The following is a 20,192-nucleotide window of genomic DNA, read 5'->3' as shown; positions in this document are numbered from 1 at the left end:
GTCAAAGAGCGGGAAACGAAGCACCGGCCTGGCTACTCGCGGAGCGCGGCATCCGGCTGGGTCCAGTGCAGGGCGCGAAATATACATGCATGAATGTTTGTTTGTAAACCGGTACAATTCAGCCCGGTTTCACCCAGCGAATGCGCAAGGCAGATGGCCAGAAAAACCAAAGAAGAAGCGCAGGCGACGCGGGAAGGCATCCTCGACGCCGCCCAGGCCTGTTTCCACGAACACGGGGTCGCCGGCACCACCCTGGCGATGATCGGCGCCCGCGCGGGCTATACCCGCGGCGCGGTCTACTGGCATTTCAAGAACAAGACCGAGGTGCTCGAGGCGATGATCAACCGCGAGCGCGTCACCTTCATCCAGCGCCTGCGCCGCACCTACTCTCCCAAGCGCACCACGCCGGTGCTGGATCTGCGTTCGGCATTGCTGGTGTCCATCCAGGAACTGGCGGAGGACGAGCGCGCACGCAACATGATGGAGATCATGTTGCGCAATGACCTGTCGGCCGAAAGCCAGGCCATGCAGGACCTGCAGCACGAAAGCACGCTCGAGGAACTGGAGATCATCACCCTCGCCTTCCAGCGCGCCCGGGATCTGGGCCAGCTCCGCGACGACGCGAATGCGGCCACGGCATCGCGCGTCCTGCACGCCAGCCTGTCCGGCGTGCTCTACAGCGCGATGCTGGAACCGGAGCTGTTCGATCTGATGCGCGATGGCGCAGAAGTCATCGACATCGTCTTCGCCGCATACGTCAAACCAGGCGAGTTCACGCCAGGCGCTCCTGCATCGCCGTTGCCCGATCACGACGACGAGTGATGGCGCGATCGCCGCGGCATTGATTCTCGTCGCCCGCCCCGGTTCAATGCCTGGACCGGAGATCGAGGGAGAGAAGGATGCGTGGTTTTCTTTTCGCCGCCGCATGGCTGGCGACCGCGCCTGTACTGGCGTCGGAACCCCGTGACCTGTGTCCCGATCGTCCGGGCCTTGGCACGCCGGCCTGCACGGTGGAACGCGGCGACACGGTGTTCGAGATCGGCCTGGCCGACTGGACCCGCGACAGTTCACCCGGCCTGCGCAGCGAACAATTCCTGATCGGCGACGCGCTGTTGCGCTTCGGCCTGAACGACACGCTGGAGGCGCAGGTGGGCTGGACCGCCTACGGCCGTGTGCGCGAACGCGACACGTTGTCCGGCGCGACCACGCGGGCCTCGCGTTTCGGCGATGTCAGCCTCGCCCTGCGCCAGAACCTGCGCAATCCCGACGGCGGCGGCTTCTCGCTGGCGCTGATGCCCTACGTGAACCTGCCCAGCGGCCGCACGCCGGTGGGCGCGGAAGACTGGAGCGCCGGCCTGCGGCTGCCAATGAGCATCGAACTGGGCGCGGTCTCGCTGGGTTTCACCCCACAGATCGAGGCCGCCGTGGACGGCGACGGCGATGGCCGCCACCTGAGCTATGGATCCGTGGCCGGGCTGGGATTCGGGGTGAGCGATACGGTGTCCGGCTCGTTCGAAGTCTCGCTGATCCGGGATCGCGATCGCGCAGGCCACGTTACCGAGGCGCTGGCCGGGTTGTCGTTCGGCTGGCAGCACGGCGAAGACACCCAATGGGACGCGGGCGTCAACGCCGGACTCAACGACGACAGTCCCGACGTACAGATCTACGTCGGTTACGCGCGGCGCTTCCGCTGATCGTAGAGCCGAGCTTGCTCGGCTGCGCGCGATCCATCTTTCCCGGGGAGCCGAGCAAGCTCGGCCCCACCTGCGCGCGATCCATCTTTCCTGGGGGGCCGAGCGAGCTCGGCTCTACCTGCGCGCGATCCATCTTTCCCGGGGAGCCGAGCGAGCTCGGCTCTACATCAATACTTCGCGTCGAAGGCGAAGATCGGCTTGCGGGACTTCCACAGGCCCTGGGTGAAATCCGGGAATTCCAGGGTCTTGAAGCCTTCGGCGATGGACTGCTCCGACAACGGCGTGATCGCGCTCCAGGCAAGCGCGTCGTAGATGTCGATCGGCATCGGCGCCTCGGCCTTCACCGCCTCGACGAAGGCGTGGATGACGAAGTAGTCCATGCCGCCGTGGCCGGCACCTTCCGCATCCTGCGCGTACTTGCGCCACAACGGATGGTCGAACTCGTCCTGGTAGGCCTGGAACGGTTCCCACTTGTGCCCCGGACTGCGGCCCTCGATGTGGATGGACTGGTTGAGATCCATCCACAGGCCCCTGGTGCCCTGCACGCGGAACCCCAGCGAGTACGGACGCGGCAGCGAGGTGTCGTGCTGGAGGAGGATGGTCTCGCCGTTCTCGCAGGCCAGGGTGGTGGTGACCACGTCGCCGAGCTTGAATTTCGCCTGCGTGCTGGGATGGGTCGTGCCGCCGCTCTTGGCCACGGTGTACTCGTGCAGGCCACGCGCCTTGGTGGCGAAACTGTTGATGTGGGTGAAGCGGTTGCCGCGGTTGATGCCGGTGTACATGGCGCACGGGCCGATACCATGGCTGGGATACAGCTCGCCGTTGCGGCGGACCGAATGCTCGGTGCGCCAGCGTGCCTCCGACCAGCCCTTGGGACCGAATTCCACGCCGCTGCCATAGGGTTCGGCCGGATTACCGGAGTTGAATTTCACCGCGCGCAGATCGTGCTGGTAGCCGCCCTGCAGGTGGACCAGTTCGCCGAACAGGCCGGCCCGCACCATCTGCAGTGCCGCCATCACATCGCGGCGGTAGCACACGTTTTCCAGCAGCATGTAGGGCGTGCCGGTGCGCTGCTGCGCGGCCAGCACGTCCCAGTGATCCTGCAGGGTGATGCCGGCGACGACTTCGCAGCCGACCGCCACCTTGGCTTCCATCGCCTCGATCGCCATCGGTGCGTGCCATTCCCACGGCGTGGCGATGATCACGCCGTCCAGGCCGCGCTGCTGGAGCAGGCGACGGTAGGCATGCGTGTCGCCGTCCTGTCCGTATGCCTTCGGCGCCGGCTTGCCCGCCTTGGCGGCCATGTCCAGCGCCTGCTTGAGCATGATCGGCTCGATGTCGCACAGCGCGGCCACTTCCACGTCCTCGCGGCGCAGCAGCTCCTTCAGCAGGACCTGGCCGCGCATGCCGGTGCCGATCATGCCCAGCCGGATCTTGCGCTTGCTGGCCCAGGCCGGCGTGCTCGGCAGCAGGGTGGCCGCGCCGAGCGCGGCTCCCGCGAGGATGAACTCTCTACGTTTCATTTGCAGTGGGACTCCCTGTGACAGGGCGCCGGCGGACCGGCGCGTTTGTTTCGTCAGAACTTGTAGCCTACGGTAAAGCTGTAGCTGCGGCCGAAGATGCTGGCATAGTCGCTGGAATCACCCAGGAAGCTGTTCGGATCGTAGAACGGCATCCGGTTGAACAGGTTCTTGATGGTGAAGCCGGCGTGCCAGTGGTCATCCGGACGCCAGGACAGGCCCAGGTTGGCGGTCCACCAGGCCGGCACGCCATTGCAGTTGTCCGGATCCACCGGCAACGATCCGGCGGTGCAGGTTTCCGGCGAGTTGTCCTGCGCGTCGACCCGGTCCCATGCCCACTTGGTCTTGCCGACGTAGTTGACGAAGAAGCTGGTGGTCACCTCGCCGTAGGTCCAGTCGGCATTCAAGGTGGCGCGAAGACGCGGGTTGCCGTAGTAGCCGATCGTGTTGCCGTAGTACCAGCGGGTTTCATCGTCCAGATACGCCTCGTTGCGGCGCGCGATGGTCGCGGCCACGCCGACATTCAGCTCGCCCCACTGGCCCAGCGGGAAATGACCGCGCGCATCGACATCGAAACCATCGATCAGGGTGCGGCCCTGGTTCTTGTACTGGCCTACCACGCTGGCCACGTTGCCCACGCTGTAGGTGGGCAGCGTGCCCGGGCAGGTCACTCCGCTGGCCGGATCCGCGCACATCGCCGCCACCGCGGCTTCCGCGGCGCGGTCGCTATCGGTGATCGGATTGCGGGTCATCGACACGATGTCGGTTTCCTTGCTGTAGTCCGGCGCGGCGATCTGGTTGCGGCGGTAGATGAACCAGTAGTCGGCCGACACCGACAGCCAGTCGAACGGCTCCAGCACCACGCCCAGGGTGGCGATCTTGGCTTTCTCCGGCTGCAGGTTCTGGTTCGGCTGGGTCATGCGCGCCACGGTGCGACTGCAGTCGGCGTTGAGCAGCGAATTGCCGAGATCGACGTCGCCCGGGCGATTCGACTGCAACAGCAGGTTGGCGATCGCGTTGGTCTCGTCGCAGCGGATGTCGTCCTCGAATCCGCCCAGCTGGGCGAACACGCCGCCGGTGCCGGCTTCAGCCAGGCTCGGTGCGCGGAAGCCTTCCGAGTAGGTGCCGCGCAGCATCACCGTCGGCAGCGCCTGGTACTTCAGGCCGATCTTCGGCGCGATGTTGGCGTCGAAGTTCGGGTACTTGTCCACGCGCAGCGCCGCGTCCAGTTCCAGCTTCTCGGTGAGCGGGGCCACGACTTCGGCGAACAGCGCGCTGGTGGTGCGCTTGCCGTCGAACCACGAACCGCCCTGCTGGGTGATCTTGCCGTTGGCCGCATCCGTATTGCCCGGCGTATAGAAGGTCTCGCGGCTGACGTTGAAGCCGAAGGCCGCGCGTACTTCGCCGGCGGGCAGGTTGAACAGCGGGCCTTCGACCTTGCCGTCCAGGGTGTGCAGGCGGGTCCAGGACTGGATGTCGAAGGTCGGGTAGGCCTCACGCAGCAGCTTCGCGTTGGCCTCGCTGATCTCGCCGAACCGGTAGGCGGGATTGTCCGAGATGATCACGCGGCCGGTGCCCGGATCGACGGTGAACGGACCGAACGCCCGGGCGAAGCCGTCCAGGTTGACGTTGACGGTCTGGTAGGTGACCGAATGCGTGCCGGCGGTGGCGAACGCGGTTTCCCAATTCCAGTCGCCGAAGCTGCCGCGCAGGCCGGCCAGGCCTCGGTAGCTCTTGTCGGTATTGCGCTGGCCGAAGTGGTTCTTGCCCACGTCCTGCATCAGGTACTGCAGGCCGACCACGCCGCCCATCAGCGCGCGCAGTTCGGGACTGGCATGGTTGTAGACGTTGTTCGGGCCCAGGTAGGGGTAGAAGAACTGGTTGACGTTGGTGCCGGTATTGCGGGCGAACCAGCTGGTCGGATTGCCGGTGGTGGTGCCGAACGCGCGCGGCGTGCCGCCGTTGGCGCGCAGATCGATGTCGGTGTAGGTCGCCTCGGCGAAGGCCTCGGTGGTTTCGCCGATCAGGAAGTGGGCATTGACGTAGGCGGTGATGCGCTCGGACTTCGCGCCCGCGTCAATCTCGTTGTTCATCCAGGTCTGCCAGATGCAACGGGGACCGGCGGCCTCGACGACCACGTTCTGGCAACCCGGCGCGGCTTCCTGCACGCGCCGGCCGGTGACCGGATCGAAGGCGAAGTAGCTGCCGGGATTGAACGTGCCCGGCGCACTGCCGGTACCCAGGCGGAAATTGTTGATGTAGTTCGGATTGTTGACGTAGTACTGGCCGGGCTTCTTGTCGTACCAGTCGCTCAGCGGGATCGGGTCGCGGCGATACAGGTTCAGCGAGGCGTAGACGTTGTAGCGATCCTCGTCGAGGTTGCCGAAGCCGCCGGTGATGCTGGCCTGGTGCTCGCCGTAGCTGGTGATGCGCGAGGAGCTGTCGGTGGTCAGGTTGACCTCGAGGCCCTGGTAGGACTTCTTGGTGATGACGTTGATCACGCCGGCGATCGCATCGGTGCCGTACACGGCCGAGGCGCCGTCGGTCAGCACTTCCATCCGCTCGATCGCCGCGGCGGGAATCGCGTCGATGTTGACGAACTGGGTCTGGAAACCCGCCGGTGCGCCGTAGTACGACAGGCGGCGGCCATTGAGCAGCACCAGCGTGCCCTGCGCCCCCATGCCGCGCAGGTTGGCCTGCGATGCGCCGTCGGAACCGGTGAACAGCGACTTGAAGTCCTGCTGCGCCGGGCGCGCGGCCGGCAGGTTGTCCAGCACCTGCAACAGGGTGCGCGCACCCATGTTCTCGATGTCCTGGCGGCTGATGATCTGCACCGGCGAAGCGGTCTCGACGTCGGTGCGCTTGATGTTGGAACCGGTGACCTCGATGCGGGCCAGTTCGGTGGCCTTGCCGTCTTCCTTCGGCGTCTCGGCGGTCTGCGCCGCGACCGTGCCGGTCATGGCGAGCGCCGTGCCCAGCGCTAGGGCCAGTGGCGTGATGGATATACAGCGTTGGCGGCGGCTTGCGGACGACATCGGGTTCTCTCCTCGTTTCGGGGGTGCAGCGCGCGGCGCTGCTGTGGTGGATGGGCTTGCGTGAGGCAACAGCGGTCCCGGGCCACGGCCAACGGGCCGCAGTCACTAGGCGGGGGAGACGACGTGAAACTTTTTTGTGGAGCGGGTTATGGCGGGGAAATGGTGGCGGTATCGCCCTCCTGTCCCATCAGGACAGCATTGGCCCAGTTGCCGCAGACCTGCGCCGGCCGCGCACCCTGCGCGCCGAGGGTGCGCAGGCTCAGGCGGTGCAGGCCGCGGATGTCGAGTTCGGGTTTGACCACGCCCGGCGCGCGCACCATCCCGCTGTCGTACAGCAGGCGATCGTCACCCCAGACCTGGAACTGCATGCCGCCGGCCTCGCGGCAGCTGTCGTCGATGCCGAGGTCGGCGCGCAGCAGGCGCCAGCCGCCTTTCAGTTCGATATCGATGCGGCTTTCCGCGCCCACGCCCAGGCCGCGGCGGAAATGCAGACCGTTCATGCGCATCTCGGCCTGGCCGCCGAAGGCGCGATCCCGCGCGACGCCGGCCGGCGATTCGAGTTCGGACAGATAACGCTGCTGCGCCGGACGCTCGGCATCCTGGTGTTCGAGCACGCGGAAGGTGGACAGGGTGATCGGCCCGACCTCGCGCGGCTGCAAGGCATCGAATGCGCGCGCGGTGCCGGCCTGCGCCGCCGTCACCATCGGATCGCTGCCGGCGGCGCCGTCACCGTCGGGATTCTGCGTGCTCAGCACGCGGAAACGCAGCAGGCGGCCGGCGCGCGGCGCGAAACTGATCGTCTGCGTGCCCTGTTCCAGCTTCAGGCGGCCACGCGCGATCGGCTCACCCCATTCGCCGTTGCTGTCGGCCAGGTAGATTTCGTAGTCGCGCACCTGGCCGTGTTTCCAGTGCTGATCGGTACGCGGCGCCAGTTCAATGCCGTCGATCAGGCGGCGTTCGCCGAAACCGAGCGTCCACTCGTGCGCACCGGTGCGCACGGCCTGGTTGCGCACGGTGCGGAACCAGGTAGCCGGATCGTCGTCGAAGGCGTTCTCAAGCGGATGCCCGGGTTCCTCGGCGGGACGATTGACCACCAGCAGGCTGTCGGCCGGCAACGCGCGGCCCAGTTCCGGCGCGGCCGGGAAGGCATCGTCGGCCGGCGCCGCGGCGACCGGGATGTCCAGCCGGAACGCCAGCGCGCGGCGGATGTCGGTGGGCGCGCTACGCACATGCACGGTGCCGCGACGCTCCTTCGCATCGAAGTACCAACCTTCGGCGCCGACGTCGAAGGCGGCGCGATCGGCCAGTGGCGGCAGCGCGCGGCCGTCCAGTTCCACCGCGTTCGGCTTTGTCCGGCTCAGCACGCGCAGCGCATAGCGGCGCTGCGGCAGTTGGCCGGCGTACTGGCCACGCACCGGATCGATTTCGACGCGCACCTCGCCGCTGCCCTGCGCGGGCGCGCGCATGCGGATGGCCTGTTCGCTGAACTCGCCCTTGGCGTAGCGGCGGGTGTTGCCGTCGTCCTCGTACAAGGTGTAGCTCGACTCGCCCTGCGGATACAGATCCAGGGTCAGTTCGTCCAGCGGCTTCTCGCCGTCGTACAGCATCTCCGGATACATCGGCAGGATCGCGCCGGCGCGCACGAACAGCGGCAGGGTCGCCAGTTCCACCTGGCGATCGATGCGTCGGCCGTTCGCGTCGGCTTGCAGTTGGCGGCCATCCCAGTAGTCGATCCAGCGGCCCTGCGGCAGATGGATGTCGCGGCGCCAGCCGCGGCTGGCGGCCTGGCTGCGATAGACCGGCGCGACCAGCAGTTCGCGGCCGAGCAGGAACTGGTACTTGTGCGCCTCGGTCCACGCTTGCGGATCGGCCGGGTAATCCCACATCAGGCCGCGCACGATCGGCGCGCCGGTGGTTTCCGCGTCGCGCGCCAGCCCGTACATGTAGGGGGTCAGGCGCATCTTCAACTTGAGGTAGTCGCGATTGATGCTGCGATACGGCTCGTCGAACCACCACGGATGCTTGCGCGCGCCGGAGGACCAGCCGGACATGCCCATCAGCACCGGGGTGAAGCTCTTCCATTGCAGATCGCGGGTGTAGGTCTCGGCGCTGCCGCCGAAGATCGCGTCCACATCGCCGGTGGCGTAGGCCATGCCCGACAGGCCGGAACCGATCAGGGTCGGGATGTGCCAGCGGATGTAGTCCCAGCTGGCGCTCTGGTCGCCGGTCCAGGCCACCGCATAGCGCTGGATGCCGGCCCACCCCATCACCGTCCACAGGAACGGGCGCGAGTCGGAGTTGTCCAGGATGCCGTTGTAGGCGGACTGGTTGGCGTCCATCGCGAACTGGTAGCCCTTGCCGGTCCAGGCGACGTCCAGCTTCTGCACGCGGCTGCCGGCCTTGCCGACTTCCCATGCAATCTTGTCGACACCGTTCTCGGTCCACAGCCCGGTCCGGAAGCCGTAGCGCGCCAGGCCCTGCACGACCTTGGGCAGATCGGTGTAGCCGCAGCCGTAGCCATCGTTGGGCAGGATCCAGCCGCCGGGCATGTCGTGCTCGCGGTATTTGCGGGCGACGCTGTCGATCACGTCCGGCGTGGTACCGGTCGGGCCATCGCTCCAGCCTTCGGGCACGGTACCGGGTTTCTTCCTGTTGTCGCCGTCGTTGTAGCAATCGGCGTCGCCGTAGGAGAGCGCCCAGCGCGGCAGCAATCCGGGACGACCGGTCAGCGCGGTGTAGCGATCCAGCAGTTCGTGCAGGCCGGCGCCGACAAAGTAGTAGGCATCGAAACGGTCCTCGCGGTGCAGCAGGGTGGCCTGGTCCGGTTGGCGCAGATCGTAATTGCCGTCGCTCCAGGTATTGCGCAGCATGCCCCAGCCGCGCGAGCTCAACAGCATCGGCGCGGGACTCGGGCGATCGCCTTCCTCCCAGCCACCGGAGTAGGCGATTTCCAGTTCGCGACCCTTGAATTCAAAGCGGCCGTTCTGTTGCCCGCCGCCGTAGAAGTGTTCGCCTGCCTCGCTGGACAGCACCTGCACGCTCTGCTGTGCGTCCAGATCCAGCGGCTGCAACTCGCGCCACAGCGGCGTGACCTGATCGCCGGCCACGCGCCCAAGCGACAGGCGCAGCGGCTGGCGCTGGATACGCAGCACCAGCTCACCGGTGCGGATGCGCGCTTCCTGCGCGTCTTCCTCGAAAGCGAAATCGACCTTGCCCGCCGGTTGCGGCAACACGATCGGCGCGGCCTTGTCGCCGGCGGGCGTCAGCTTGCCCTGGCGGCCGGCCTGCACGCGCAGGGTGTCGGCACGCAGCAGGTCCACGCGTACCCGTGCGCCGCTGTCGGTGGTGATATCCCAGCCGGGCGTGCCATCACGTGCCGGTGCGGCCTGCAGGGTGCGCACGTTGCCGACGTTTTCGGCAAAGGCGGGCGCACTCGCGGCGAACGCCAGCAAGGCGAGGGCGACGAAGCGGTTGCAGCGATGCCAAACGTGGGTTTCCAACTTGCTCCCCAGGCCCGCGTGAGCGGGAGTACGAAACCATTGCGGCCGACTCTAGGGCAGCGTCTCGAAATATGTCAACAAATTGCAAAGAAAAAAGAAGGATATTTACTGGATATCGAAAGTTGTTGCGAAGCAATACTTTCAGAACCCGCTATTCATTTTCGCCACAACCCCTTCAAGACGCTTAACAGGACAATCTCCGATCGCACCCGTAGGGCGATTTCGATCCCGAAAGTGGAAAAATGCTAGCCGCATCTAACTTTCTAATATCTTTCGATATTTGACATTTCGAAAGAAAACGCAGATCGTGCGCATGCCCAACAGGAACGATGAATGGACGCTCCTCTGCTTTCCGACTTGTCCGCCTGGCAGCCCCTCGGCGGACACCACACCGCCGAAGAAATCGCCCAGCAACCCGCGTTGTGGGATGCGCTGGCGGAAGCCCTGGCCGACCGGCAGGCCGCCATCGATGCGTTCCTCGGCGACTGGCTGCGCCAACCCGGCCATCGCGTGATCTTCACCGGCGCCGGCAGTTCCGGTTTCATCGCCGAAATGGTCGCCGACATCATCAACGCGCAGTGGCCCGCCGACGTGCGCGCACTGCATACGACCAATCTGCTGACCCATCCGGATCTGTACCTGGAACGCGAACGCCCCACCCTGCTGGTGTCGTTCGGCCGCAGCGGTTCCAGTCCGGAAAGCATCGCCGCCGTGGATCTGGTGCGCGAACGCGTGGCCCTGAGCCGTTTCCTCGACATCACCTGCAACAGCGAAGGCGAACTCGCGCGCCGCGGACGTGGCCGCGACGACACGCTGACCCTGCTGATGCCGCCGGCCAGCTGCGATCGCGCGTTCGCGATGACCAGCAGCCTGACCTGCATGCAACTGGCGGCGCTGGCGGTGTTCGATCGTGCTCCCTGGGAGCAACGCCTGGAACAACTGCACACGGTGGCCGCGCTGGGCCGGCGCGCGCTCGCCGACTGGGAACGCGCGGTCACCGCGCTGGCCGGTGACGGCGCCTTCTCGCGCGTGATCTACCTGGGCAGCGGCCCGCTGGAAGCACTCGCCCGCGAAGCGGCGCTGAAAGTACTGGAACTGACCGCGGGCCGCGTGCTGGCGCTGGCCAATACGCCGCTCGGTTTCCGCCACGGACCGAAATCGACGCTGGACGCCGACACGCTGGTGGTCATGATGCGCAGCGCGCAGCCGGTGGCCCGCCGCTACGAACAGGATCTGCTGGACGAACTGCGTCGCGACGGCGTGGCCGGACGCGTGCTGTCGGTCGGTCCACGCGCGGAGGACGGCGCGGCGGACGATTTCCCGCTCGCGGTGCCGTCGCTGCCGGATCCCTGGCTGGCGCCGGTATGGCTGACCCTGGCGCAGCGCTACGCATTGCGCCGGTCGGCCGCGCTCGGCCTGACCCCCGACAACCCCTTCCCCGACGGCACGGTCAACCGTGTCGTGCAGGGCGTGGTCATCCACGCTCACGGCTGATCCGGAGCTGGCCATGCAGCACTACTACGGCATCGACATCGGCGGTACCAAGATCGAACTGGTTGCCTGCGATGCGCACCTGCAGGTGTTGCACCGCCGCCGCATCGACACGCCCACGCGCGACTATCCGGCCTTCCTGCACGCCGTCGCCAGCCTGATTGGCGAAGTCGGGACGGAACTCGGCCAGCCGGCGCAGGCGATCGGCATCGGCCTGCCCGGCGTGGTCGATCGCGCCAGCGGCCGCCAGCTCAGCGCCAACGTGCCGGCGCTGAGCGGCCAGACCGTCGGCCGCGATCTGCAGGCGCGAATCGCGCAGCCGCTGCACTTCGGCAACGACCTGCAATGCTTCGCCCTGTCCGAGGCCCATGGCGGCGCGGCCGATGGCCAGCCCAGCATGTTCGGCGCCATCCTCGGTACCGGCGCAGGCGGCGGTTATTGCGTGCAAGGCCGGCTGATCGATGGCTACAACGGCATCGCCGGCGAATGGGGTCACTGGAGCGTCGCCGCACACCTGCTGGCGAAACACGGCCTGCCGGTGATCGATTGCGCCTGCGGCCTGCGCGGCTGCGTGGAGCGCTACGTCTCCGGCGGCGGACTGGCGATGATCCATCGCCACCTCGGCGGCGATGGCGACGCCGCTGCCGTCATCGCGCGCGCCGGCCAGGGCGATGCGCTCGCCACGCAGGCGCTCGACGTGCACCGGGATCTGCTCGGCCACGCGCTGGCCAGCCTGATCCTGGCCATCGACCCGCACGTCATCGTGCTGGGCGGCGGCCTGTCCAAGGACGAGCGCCTGTACCGCGAACTGCCGGCGGCGATCGTCGCCCATCTGTTCACCGGCGTGCGGGTGCCACCGATCCTGCCGCCGGTGTTCGGCGATGCCGGCGGCGCGCGCGGCGCGGCGCTGCTGGCGCGCCAGCACCACCCGATTTCCTGATATTTCCCGGAGGCTGTTCCGTGTCCGCTGTCCAATCCCTGATTGCCGCGCATCGCAAAGGCGAAAACGTCGGCCTGTACAGCATCTGCTCCAGCAACGAGCAGGTATTGCTGGCGTCGATGCAGGTCGCGCGGCGGTACGACACGGTGCTGCTGGTCGAAGCCACCTCCAACCAGGTTGATCAGTTCGGCGGCTACACCGGCATGAATCCGGTGCAGTTCCGCGCCTATGTCGAAACGCTGGCACGCCAGCAGGGCTTTCCCGCCGATCGCCTGATCCTCGGCGGCGATCACCTGGGGCCCAACGCCTGGCAGAAGCTCCCGGCCGAACAGGCGATGGCGCACGCGCGCGATCTGATCGCCGCCTACGTTGCCGCCGGTTTCCACAAGATCCATCTGGACTGCAGCATGTCCTGCGCCGGCGATCCGCATCCGCTGCCGGACGAAATCGTCGCCGCGCGCTCGGCCGAGCTGGCCGTCATCGCCGAGCGCACCGCCGCCGACGCCGGGCTGCCGCCGCCGGTCTACGTGATCGGCACGGAAGTGCCGGTGCCCGGCGGCGAGGCTTCGCTGGAAGGCGGTCTGGCGGTCACCACGCCGGCCGCCGCCGCGAGCACGCTGGAAATCCACCGCCAGGCATTTTCCACGCTGGAACTGATCCCGGCCTGGGGACGGGTCATCGCGATGGTGGTGCAGCCGGGCGTGGATTTCGATCACAGCCAGGTGCATGGCTACGACCCGGTCGCCGCCACCGCATTGTCGGATTTCGTCCAGACCCAGCCGCGCATCGTGTTCGAGGCGCACTCCACCGACTACCAGACCGAAGCCGCGCTGCATGCGCTGGTGCGGGATCACTTCGCCATCCTCAAGGTCGGCCCGGCCGCCACCTTCGCCTATCGCGAGGCGTTGTTCGCGCTGGCGGCGATCGAGGACGAACTGCTGCCGGAAGCCGAACGCTCGCATCTGCCCGAGGTGCTGGATCGCTGCATGGTGGAGAAGCCGAAGCATTGGCAGAACCACTACAGCGGCGACCCGGCCGAACTGCGCCTGCTGCGCCGCTACGCGCTCAGCGATCGCTGCCGCTACTACTGGGGCGAGCCGGAGGTAAGGGCGGCGGTGGATCGCCTGGTTGCCAACCTGCGCCGGCACGCGCCGCCGATGATCCTGCTCAGCCAGTTCCTGCCCGAACAGCAGCGCGCCATCGAAGCCGGCACCCTCACCGCCGATCCACTGGCGCTGATCCAGCACCGGATTGCCCTGCGGCTGGGCGAGTACGCCCGTGCCTGCGCCCGCAACCAGGCGGGTTCGCGGTCCGGAAACGAAACTTCCGCAGCCAGCGCGCTTTCGGAACGGTAAGCTTCCGGTTCCGCTTCCGAACGTCCACAGGTCCGTCATGCGCAATACCCGCCAACGCCGGCAACAGATCCTCCAGCTGCTGGTCCAGCACGGCAACGTGCAGGTCGCGGATCTGGTGGATCGCTTCGAGGTGTCGTCGGTGACCATCCGCGCCGACCTGACCCACATCGAATCGCAGGGCCTGGCCACCCGCAACCACGGCGGCGCCACCCTGGTGCGCACACCGCCGACCGAGCAGGACATACACGAGAAGGACGCGCTCAACCATCCGCTGAAGGAGTCCATCGGCACGCACGCCGCGCGCCTGGTCAAGCCCGGCGACAACATCATCATCGACTCCGGCTCGACCACGATGACCCTGGCGCGACACCTGCGCGATCATCGCGACGTCACCGTGATGACCAACGGCCTGAACATCGCCTGGGAACTGGCCAACGCGCCCGGCGTGGAGCTGCTGCTGACCGGCGGATTGCTGCGCAAGCAGTCGCTGTCGCTGCACGGCAGCCAGGCCGAGGCCAGCCTCAACACCTACAGCTTCGATACCGTGTTCCTCGGCGTGGACGGCCTGGACCTGCAATTCGGCCTGACCACCCACCACGAGGCCGAAGCCAGCCTCAACCACCGCATGGTCGAGCGTGCACGCCGCATCGTGGTGCTGACCGACGCCTCCAAGTTCGGCCGGGTCAGCCTGCATCGCATCGCCCGCCTGGATCAGATCCACACCATCATCACCGACGAAGGCATCAGCGCCGAGTACCGCGAAGGACTGCAGCGACTGGGCATCGAAGTGATCATCGCCGAGCCACCACCGCCATGACCGCGACACGCGCGTTGCAGGGCCGCATCCTCACCGCCGACGGCTGGATGCGCGGAACCATCGAGTTCGACCAGCGCGTGCGTGCGCTCCATCCCGCGCCGGATGCCGGCGAAGGCGACGGCGACGAGCCGCTGATCCTGCCCGGCTTCGTCGACCTGCACGTGCACGGCGGCGACGGCGTGGACATCATGCAGGGCGGCGACGCCGCGCGCACCGTGGCCCGCGCGCATGCGCGCCACGGCACCACCGCGCTGCTGGGCACCACCATGACCGCGCACGAGGACGACATCGTGCAGGCGCTGGAAGGCCTCGCGCCGGCCATCGCCAAGCGCGACGAAGGCATGGCGCGGGTGCTGGGCGTGCACCTGGAAGGCCCCTACATCAGCATCGAGCGGCTGGGCGCGCAGCCGCCGCTGGTGGTCGAGGCAACGCTCGACCAGGTCCGCCGCCTGCACACGCTGGCGCCCATCCGGGTACTGACCCTCGCACCGGAAATCGGCGCGCACCAGGCGCTGATTCCGCAGCTCAACCAACTCGGCATCCGCGTGCAGCTGGGCCACAGCGCCGGCAGCTACGAGGATGGCGTGGCCGCGCTGCAAGCCGGCGCCGCCGGTTTCACCCATCTGTTCAACGGCATGACCGGCGTGGACCACTATCATCCGGGCATCGCCACCGCCGCGCTCGCGCATGCCGAGTACGCGGAACTGATTCCGGACCTGAAGCACGTGCATCCCGGTGCGATCCGCACCGCACTGCGGGCGATTCCACGCCTGTACTGCGTCACCGACGCCACCGCCGCCACCGGCATGCCCGATGGCGAATACGCGCTGGGTTCGCAGCGCGTGTTCAAGTGCCTAGGTTGCGTGCGGCTGGCGGCCGGTTCGCTGGCCGGCAGCGCGCTGACCATGGATCAGGCGCTGCGCAACCTGGTCTCGCTGGGACTCGATGTCGCCGATGCCTCCAACCGCCTCTCGCGTTATCCGGCCGACTACCTGGGCCTGATCGATCGCGGCCGCGTGCAGGCCGGTGCGTGGGCGGATCTGGTGGTCCTGGATCCGCAACTTCAGGTGCGGCAGGTGTTCGTCGAAGGCGACGCGATTCCGCTGGGCTGATCCGCTTTCGTTCTCCGCACCGGTACGCCCGTGCCGGTGTTTCCCGCGCCTTGCGCGCATGAATCGACAGGACCGGCATCCGAATGAACGATCCCTCCGCCACCCTGGCCGCACCCGCACATGACGCCTCTCCGCGCTGGCAGGTACGCTACCTGCTGTTCATCGCCGGCATGGGCGGCCTGCTCTATGGCATCGACATCGGCATCATCGCCGGCGCGTTGCCGTACCTGGAGGCCACGGCCACGATCAGCTGGCATCTCACCAGCCAGCAGCTCGGCTTCGTGGTGGCGGCGGTGCTGCTGGGCAGCGTGCTTTCGTCGCTGTTCGCCGGCGCCATCGCGGATCTGATCGGCCGGCGCGGCGCGATGTTCCTGGCCGGCCTGCTGTTCACCCTCAGCATTCCGATCATGGCGCTGGCCTCCGGCTATACACCACTGCTGCTCGGCCGGTTGCTGCAAGGCGTGAGCGGCGGCCTGATCGGCGTGGTGGTGCCGCTGTACCTGGCCGAAGTGCTCGCGCCGGAACGGCGCGGGCGCGGCGCGGCGATGTTCCAGCTGCTGCTGACCATCGGACTGGTGCTGGCGGCGGTCATCGGCCTGTACCACGCGCACGCGGTGGATGCGGCGGAAGCCTCGGTAAGCGGACTGGCCGCCGCCGAACAGCAACGCGTGCTGTTCGCCGCGAAGGATCACGCGTGGCGGACGATTTTCTGGAGCTGCCTGCTGCCTGGCCTGGTGTTCACCACCGGCGTGCTGCTGCTGAGCGAATCGCCGCGCTGGCTGGTACGGCGTGGACGGATCCAACGCGCACGCGACGCGCTGTGCCGGACCGTTCCCGCCAGCGAGGTCGAGATGACACTGGCACGGATGCAGGCGCCGGAAGACGCCGGCGGCCCGCAGGCGCGCGACCGCCTGCTCAGCCGTCGCTATGTGTGGCCGTTCCTGTTGGCCTGCACGGTGCTCGCCTTCACCCAGGCCACCGGCATCAACTCCGTGCTGGCCTACGCGGTCAACATCCTCAACCAGGCCGGTCTGCCCGGCGCGGTCGCCAACGGCGCCGACGTGGCGATCAAGGTGCTCAACGCGGTGATGACGGTGGTGGCGCTGGTGCTGGTGGATCGCAAGGGACGCAAGTTCCTGCTGATGCTCGGCAGCGGCGGCATCGCGGTGGCGCTGCTGGCCGCCGCCTTGCTGTTCGTCCGCGCCGAAGGCGGCCAGCGCGATGTCTCGCCGGTGCTGCAATCGCAGATTGCCGGCGATGCGCTGAAGCTGGAACTGGACGCCGCGCAATGGCGCCGCCTCGGCGTGGACGGCGCGACCGGACCGCAGCAGCTGACCATCGCCTACGCCTACGGAGGTTTCAGCAACGTGCGGTCGCTGCGCAGCGATGCGCCCGGCGTGCCCGAGGTGGTCCTGCGTCGCGACCAGACCGTGCAGGCCGACAGCGTCATCGGCGCCTTCTTCCGCCGGCTGCACCTGAATCCGTTCCCGGATCCGGCCGAAGCGGCACACGCGTCGCTGGTGATCGAGCGTGCCAGCCTCGGCGCGGTGCCATCGCCGGCACACGGCTGGGCGGTCGCCGCCTGCATCCTGGTGTTCGTGGCCTTCTTCGCGGTCGGCCCCGGCGTGTGCGTGTGGCTGGCGCTGTCGGAACTCATGCCCACCCGCATCCGCTCCAACGGCATGAGCATCGCCCTGCTGATCAACCAGTTCGTCTCCACCACCATCGCGGCGATCTTCCTGCCCACCGTCGGCCACTACGGCTACGCCAGCATGTTCTTCTTCTGGGCTGCCTGCACCGTGCTGTACTTCCTGGTGGCGGCATTCCTGCTGCCGGAGACCAAGGGGCGGACGCTGGAGCAGATCGAGGCGCATTTCCGGGGTGCCGGGAAGGTATCGCCGGGCGGTCCCGGACGCTGACGTATCACCATCCCAACCCCAAGGCCGTCATTCCAGCGGGAGCTGGAATCCACCTTCGCGCGGTGCTTCAGTCCTCAAGGGCCATTCACCATCGCGGCAAATGGATCCCGGCTTGACCGACCAGCGGATCGTCAAAGGCCGCCGGAATGACCACGGTCGGTGACGGAAACGAGGGGTCGGTTTAACGACCCCTCATCCTTCGGAACGATTCGTGGCAATTACTTGCCGCACTTCACCGCATCGGCATCCGCCGCCGCACCGGCCACCACCTTGATGTTGGTGAAGGCGGCCGAGAACGGGGCGTCGGCGTCGATGGCGAACGGCATGTCGATGCCGCCCAGGTTGGCGCCGCGATCGGCGAAGCAGGACAGCGGCACCTTCACGGTGTGCTTGTCGCCGGGCTTGTAGCCGGCCAGCTGCGGAGCCAGATCGATGCCGTCGCCACAACCCTGCGTGCAACCGAAGCGCAGCGTGACCTTGCCCTTCGGTGCCTGCACGAGCTTGATGTCGAACAGCAGCGCGCCCTTGTCCTGCGCGATCGACGCCATGCTGGTGCCGCCCGGGCTGCGCGCATAGAAGCGCGCCGGTGCCAGCCAGGTGACTTCCTTGGCGTCCTGCTGGGTATTGACCTGCACCGTGCGCACGCGCAGCGCCGGCTTGTCCTGCGGCCACTCGACGGTCTGGTTGAGATCTGCACCGAGCGCGCGCTCCTGGCCCGCCGCCGACAGGTGCAGCGCGTAGGGCGCGGCATCGGCGAGGTTGAACACCGCCACCGTGGTGGCTTCGCCACAGGTCGCGGGCGCGGCTTCCGCCAGCTTGGCAACCTGGCCGGGCTTGGCGTACGACAGACCGTAGCCGAGTCCGAATTGCGCGGGCTTCTTCGGATCCGGATGGTTCGACGGCGCCGGGCACGCATCACCCGGCCACGGGAAGGTCAGGCGGCCACGGAAGTCATGCGCCGGCTTGCCGTCCGCACCGGCGAACAGCACGTCGGCCACGCCCTTGCCTTCGGTGCCCGGCAGCCACGCGGCGACGAACGCGCTCGACAGGTTGATCAGATCGTTGACATACAGCGGACGCCCGGACAGGAACACTGTCACGACCGGCTTGCCGGTGGCTGCGGCGGACTTCAACACCGCCAGATCCTCGGGGCTGCGCTGGCTGTGGGCGACGGTCTGGTACGGCAGGATGTCGCCCATCATCTCGGCGTACGGCGTTTCGCCGATCACCGCAATGACGGTGTCGAAGCTGGCCGGATCCACGCCTTCGGCCGATTCGCGCACGGTCACGTTGCCTTCGCCGACCGCTTCGCGGATGCCGGCCAGCAGCGTGTCCGCGTTCGGGTAGTCGGCGTTGGTGTTGTCGGTGCCCTGCCAGGTCAGCGACCAGCCACCGGCCTGGTTCGGCACGCTGTCAGCGTTCTTGCCGACGACCAGCACGCGCTGGTTGCGCTTGAGCGGCAGCGCGGTGTTCTCGTTCTTCAGCAGCACCAGCGACTCGCGTACCGCCTGGCGGGCCAGTTCGCGGTGCTGCAGCGATTCCGGCTTGCCGGCATGCGGGCTGTCGGACGGCTTGCGCTCGAACAGGCCGGCACGCAATTTGACCCGCAGGATGCGGGTGACCGCGTCGTCGATGCGGGCCAGCGGAATCTCGCCGCTCTCGACCTGCCGGAGGGTGTTGGCGATGAAAGCCTTCCAGTCGTCCGGCACCATGATCATGTCCATGCCGGCGTTGATCGAAGCGGCGCAGCTGGCGTTGCTGCAGCCCGGCACCTGGCCGATGCCGTTCCAGTCGGACACGACGAAACCGTCGAAGTCCATCTTCTCCTTCAGCGCGCCGGTCAGCAGGTCCTTCGTTCCATGCATCTTGCCGTAGTCCTTGCCGGCGGCGACGTCATTCCAGCTGTTGTAGGACGCCATCACCGTCTGCACACCGGCTTCGATGGCGCCGTAGTAACCCTGGCCGTGGACGTTGATCATGTCGGCCAGCGGCACGGTCGAATTGCCCTGGTCCTTGCCGTTGTCGGTGGCACCGTCGCCGATGAAATGCTTGGCGGTGGCGACCACGTCGCCGTCGCCCTTGAGCGTGCCCTGCATGCCCTTGACGTAGGCCGCGCCGTATTCGCGGATCAGCGCCGGCTCGGAGGAGTAACTCTCGTAGGTGCGGCCCCAGCGCGCGTTCTGCGCGACCGCCACGGTCGGCGCGAATGCCCAGCCGATGCCGGTGGCACGGGTGGACTGCGCGGTGGCCGCGCCGATCTTCTCGATCAGCGCCGGGTCATGCGCCGCGCCCAGGCCGATGTTGTGCGGGAAGATGGTCGCGCCGAACACGTTGCTGTGACCGTGCACGGCGTCGGTACCCCAGATGATCGGCACCGGGATCTTTGCATCCGTGCTCATCGAAGCCGCGTAGTAGGCATCGGCCAGCGCCAGCCAATCCTTCACGTCGGCATGCTTGTTCTTGCCCGGCCAGGAACCGCCGCCATTGAGCACCGAGCCGATGTAGTACTTGCGGACTTCCTCCGGCGTAATCGACTTGATCTCCGCCTGGGTCATCTGGCCGACCTTCTGGGCCAGGGTCATCGACGCCAGGATTTCCTTGATACGCGCTTCCAGGGCCGGATCCTGCGCCACGGCGCTGGTCAGGCGTGGCCAGTCGGCCAGCTTCGCCGGCTCGGCGGGTTTCTGATCGGCAGTGGCCGGCTCCTGCTTGGCGCAAGCCGCCAGTCCCATGGCCAGGCAGATCCCGCTCAGGAGTGCGATATCACGGATTCTCACGTCTTTACCTCCGGATGTTTCGAAGAAGAAAA

12 protein-coding genes are annotated in these 20,192 nt (G+C 67.4%); 8 read left to right on the top strand and 4 right to left on the bottom strand.

Features of this window, described 5'->3' with window-relative positions; genetic code table 11:
- The first annotated feature begins 153 nt into the window (after positions 1-153).
- Positions 154-822: a TetR family transcriptional regulator gene (locus tag FHW78_RS11010; protein WP_183640122.1), complete on the top strand. Its 669-nt coding sequence runs from the start codon at positions 154-156 to the stop codon at positions 820-822.
- Between the two features lie 77 nt (positions 823-899).
- On the top strand, positions 900-1,694 hold the full coding sequence (locus tag FHW78_RS11005; RefSeq protein ID WP_183640120.1) for a transporter: 795 nt from the start codon (positions 900-902) through the stop codon (positions 1,692-1,694).
- 167 nt (positions 1,695-1,861) lie between these two features.
- Here FHW78_RS11005 and FHW78_RS11000 read toward each other — a convergent pair whose 3' ends face one another.
- From FHW78_RS11000 to FHW78_RS10990, 3 genes are all read right to left on the bottom strand, one after another.
- Positions 1,862-3,217, bottom strand: coding sequence for a Gfo/Idh/MocA family oxidoreductase (locus FHW78_RS11000; RefSeq protein ID WP_183640118.1), 1,356 nt, complete (start codon positions 3,215-3,217; stop codon positions 1,862-1,864).
- Positions 3,218-3,270: 53 nt separating this feature from the next.
- The gene (locus FHW78_RS10995) at positions 3,271-6,249 is read right to left on the bottom strand and encodes a TonB-dependent receptor (RefSeq protein WP_183640115.1); all 2,979 of its coding nucleotides are present in this window, start codon (positions 6,247-6,249) and stop codon (positions 3,271-3,273) included.
- 146 nt (positions 6,250-6,395) lie between these two features.
- The gene (locus FHW78_RS10990) at positions 6,396-9,701 is read right to left on the bottom strand and encodes a TIM-barrel domain-containing protein (protein ID WP_183641348.1); all 3,306 of its coding nucleotides are present in this window, start codon (positions 9,699-9,701) and stop codon (positions 6,396-6,398) included.
- A 381-nt stretch (positions 9,702-10,082) separates the two neighbouring features.
- Between FHW78_RS10990 and FHW78_RS10985 the strand changes: the two genes are divergently transcribed.
- The 6 genes from FHW78_RS10985 (at position 10,083) to FHW78_RS10960 (ending at position 17,383) form a co-directional block, all read left to right on the top strand.
- Positions 10,083-11,243, top strand: coding sequence for an SIS domain-containing protein (locus FHW78_RS10985; RefSeq protein ID WP_183640113.1), 1,161 nt, complete (start codon positions 10,083-10,085; stop codon positions 11,241-11,243).
- 13 nt (positions 11,244-11,256) lie between these two features.
- Entirely contained in the window at positions 11,257-12,180 is a 924-nt protein-coding gene (locus FHW78_RS10980; RefSeq protein WP_183640111.1) for an ROK family protein, read from the top strand.
- A 20-nt stretch (positions 12,181-12,200) separates the two neighbouring features.
- On the top strand, positions 12,201-13,535 hold the full coding sequence (locus tag FHW78_RS10975; RefSeq protein ID WP_183640109.1) for a D-tagatose-bisphosphate aldolase, class II, non-catalytic subunit: 1,335 nt from the start codon (positions 12,201-12,203) through the stop codon (positions 13,533-13,535).
- A 37-nt stretch (positions 13,536-13,572) separates the two neighbouring features.
- The gene (locus tag FHW78_RS10970) at positions 13,573-14,352 is read left to right on the top strand and encodes a DeoR family transcriptional regulator (protein ID WP_183640106.1); all 780 of its coding nucleotides are present in this window, start codon (positions 13,573-13,575) and stop codon (positions 14,350-14,352) included.
- A complete protein-coding gene (gene nagA / locus FHW78_RS10965) occupies positions 14,349-15,464 on the top strand; it encodes an N-acetylglucosamine-6-phosphate deacetylase (protein ID WP_183640104.1) in 1,116 nt (371 codons plus the stop codon). The genes FHW78_RS10970 and nagA overlap by 4 nt, the downstream gene beginning before the upstream one ends.
- Positions 15,465-15,547: 83 nt before the next feature.
- Entirely contained in the window at positions 15,548-17,383 is a 1,836-nt protein-coding gene (locus FHW78_RS10960) for an MFS transporter (protein ID WP_183640102.1), read from the top strand.
- Between the two features lie 218 nt (positions 17,384-17,601).
- Here the strand turns inward: FHW78_RS10960 and FHW78_RS10955 are convergent, their stop codons facing one another.
- Positions 17,602-20,160 carry an exo 1,3/1,4-beta-D-glucan glucohydrolase gene (locus FHW78_RS10955; RefSeq protein WP_343205555.1) on the bottom strand — a complete coding sequence of 853 codons (2,559 nt, stop codon included), beginning with the start codon at positions 20,158-20,160 and terminating at the stop codon, positions 17,602-17,604.
- Positions 20,161-20,192 lie beyond the last annotated feature (32 nt).

This window comes from Pseudoxanthomonas sp. OG2 (genome assembly GCF_014192765.1).
Classification (GTDB): domain Bacteria; phylum Pseudomonadota; class Gammaproteobacteria; order Xanthomonadales; family Xanthomonadaceae; genus Pseudoxanthomonas_A; species Pseudoxanthomonas_A beigongshangi.
This window is presented reverse-complemented; position numbering and strand designations above follow the sequence as displayed.

Coding starts and splice junctions, on each gene's coding strand:
- FHW78_RS11010 (WP_183640122.1), top strand. CDS start 154: ATGGCCAGAAAAACCAAAGAAGAAGCGCAGGCGACGCGGGAAGGCATC.
- FHW78_RS11005 (WP_183640120.1), top strand. CDS start 900: ATGCGTGGTTTTCTTTTCGCCGCCGCATGGCTGGCGACCGCGCCTGTA.
- FHW78_RS11000 (WP_183640118.1), bottom strand. CDS start 3,217: ATGAAACGTAGAGAGTTCATCCTCGCGGGAGCCGCGCTCGGCGCGGCC.
- FHW78_RS10995 (WP_183640115.1), bottom strand. CDS start 6,249: ATGTCGTCCGCAAGCCGCCGCCAACGCTGTATATCCATCACGCCACTG.
- FHW78_RS10985 (WP_183640113.1), top strand. CDS start 10,083: ATGGACGCTCCTCTGCTTTCCGACTTGTCCGCCTGGCAGCCCCTCGGC.
- FHW78_RS10980 (WP_183640111.1), top strand. CDS start 11,257: ATGCAGCACTACTACGGCATCGACATCGGCGGTACCAAGATCGAACTG.
- FHW78_RS10970 (WP_183640106.1), top strand. CDS start 13,573: ATGCGCAATACCCGCCAACGCCGGCAACAGATCCTCCAGCTGCTGGTC.
- nagA (WP_183640104.1), top strand. CDS start 14,349: ATGACCGCGACACGCGCGTTGCAGGGCCGCATCCTCACCGCCGACGGC.
- FHW78_RS10960 (WP_183640102.1), top strand. CDS start 15,548: ATGAACGATCCCTCCGCCACCCTGGCCGCACCCGCACATGACGCCTCT.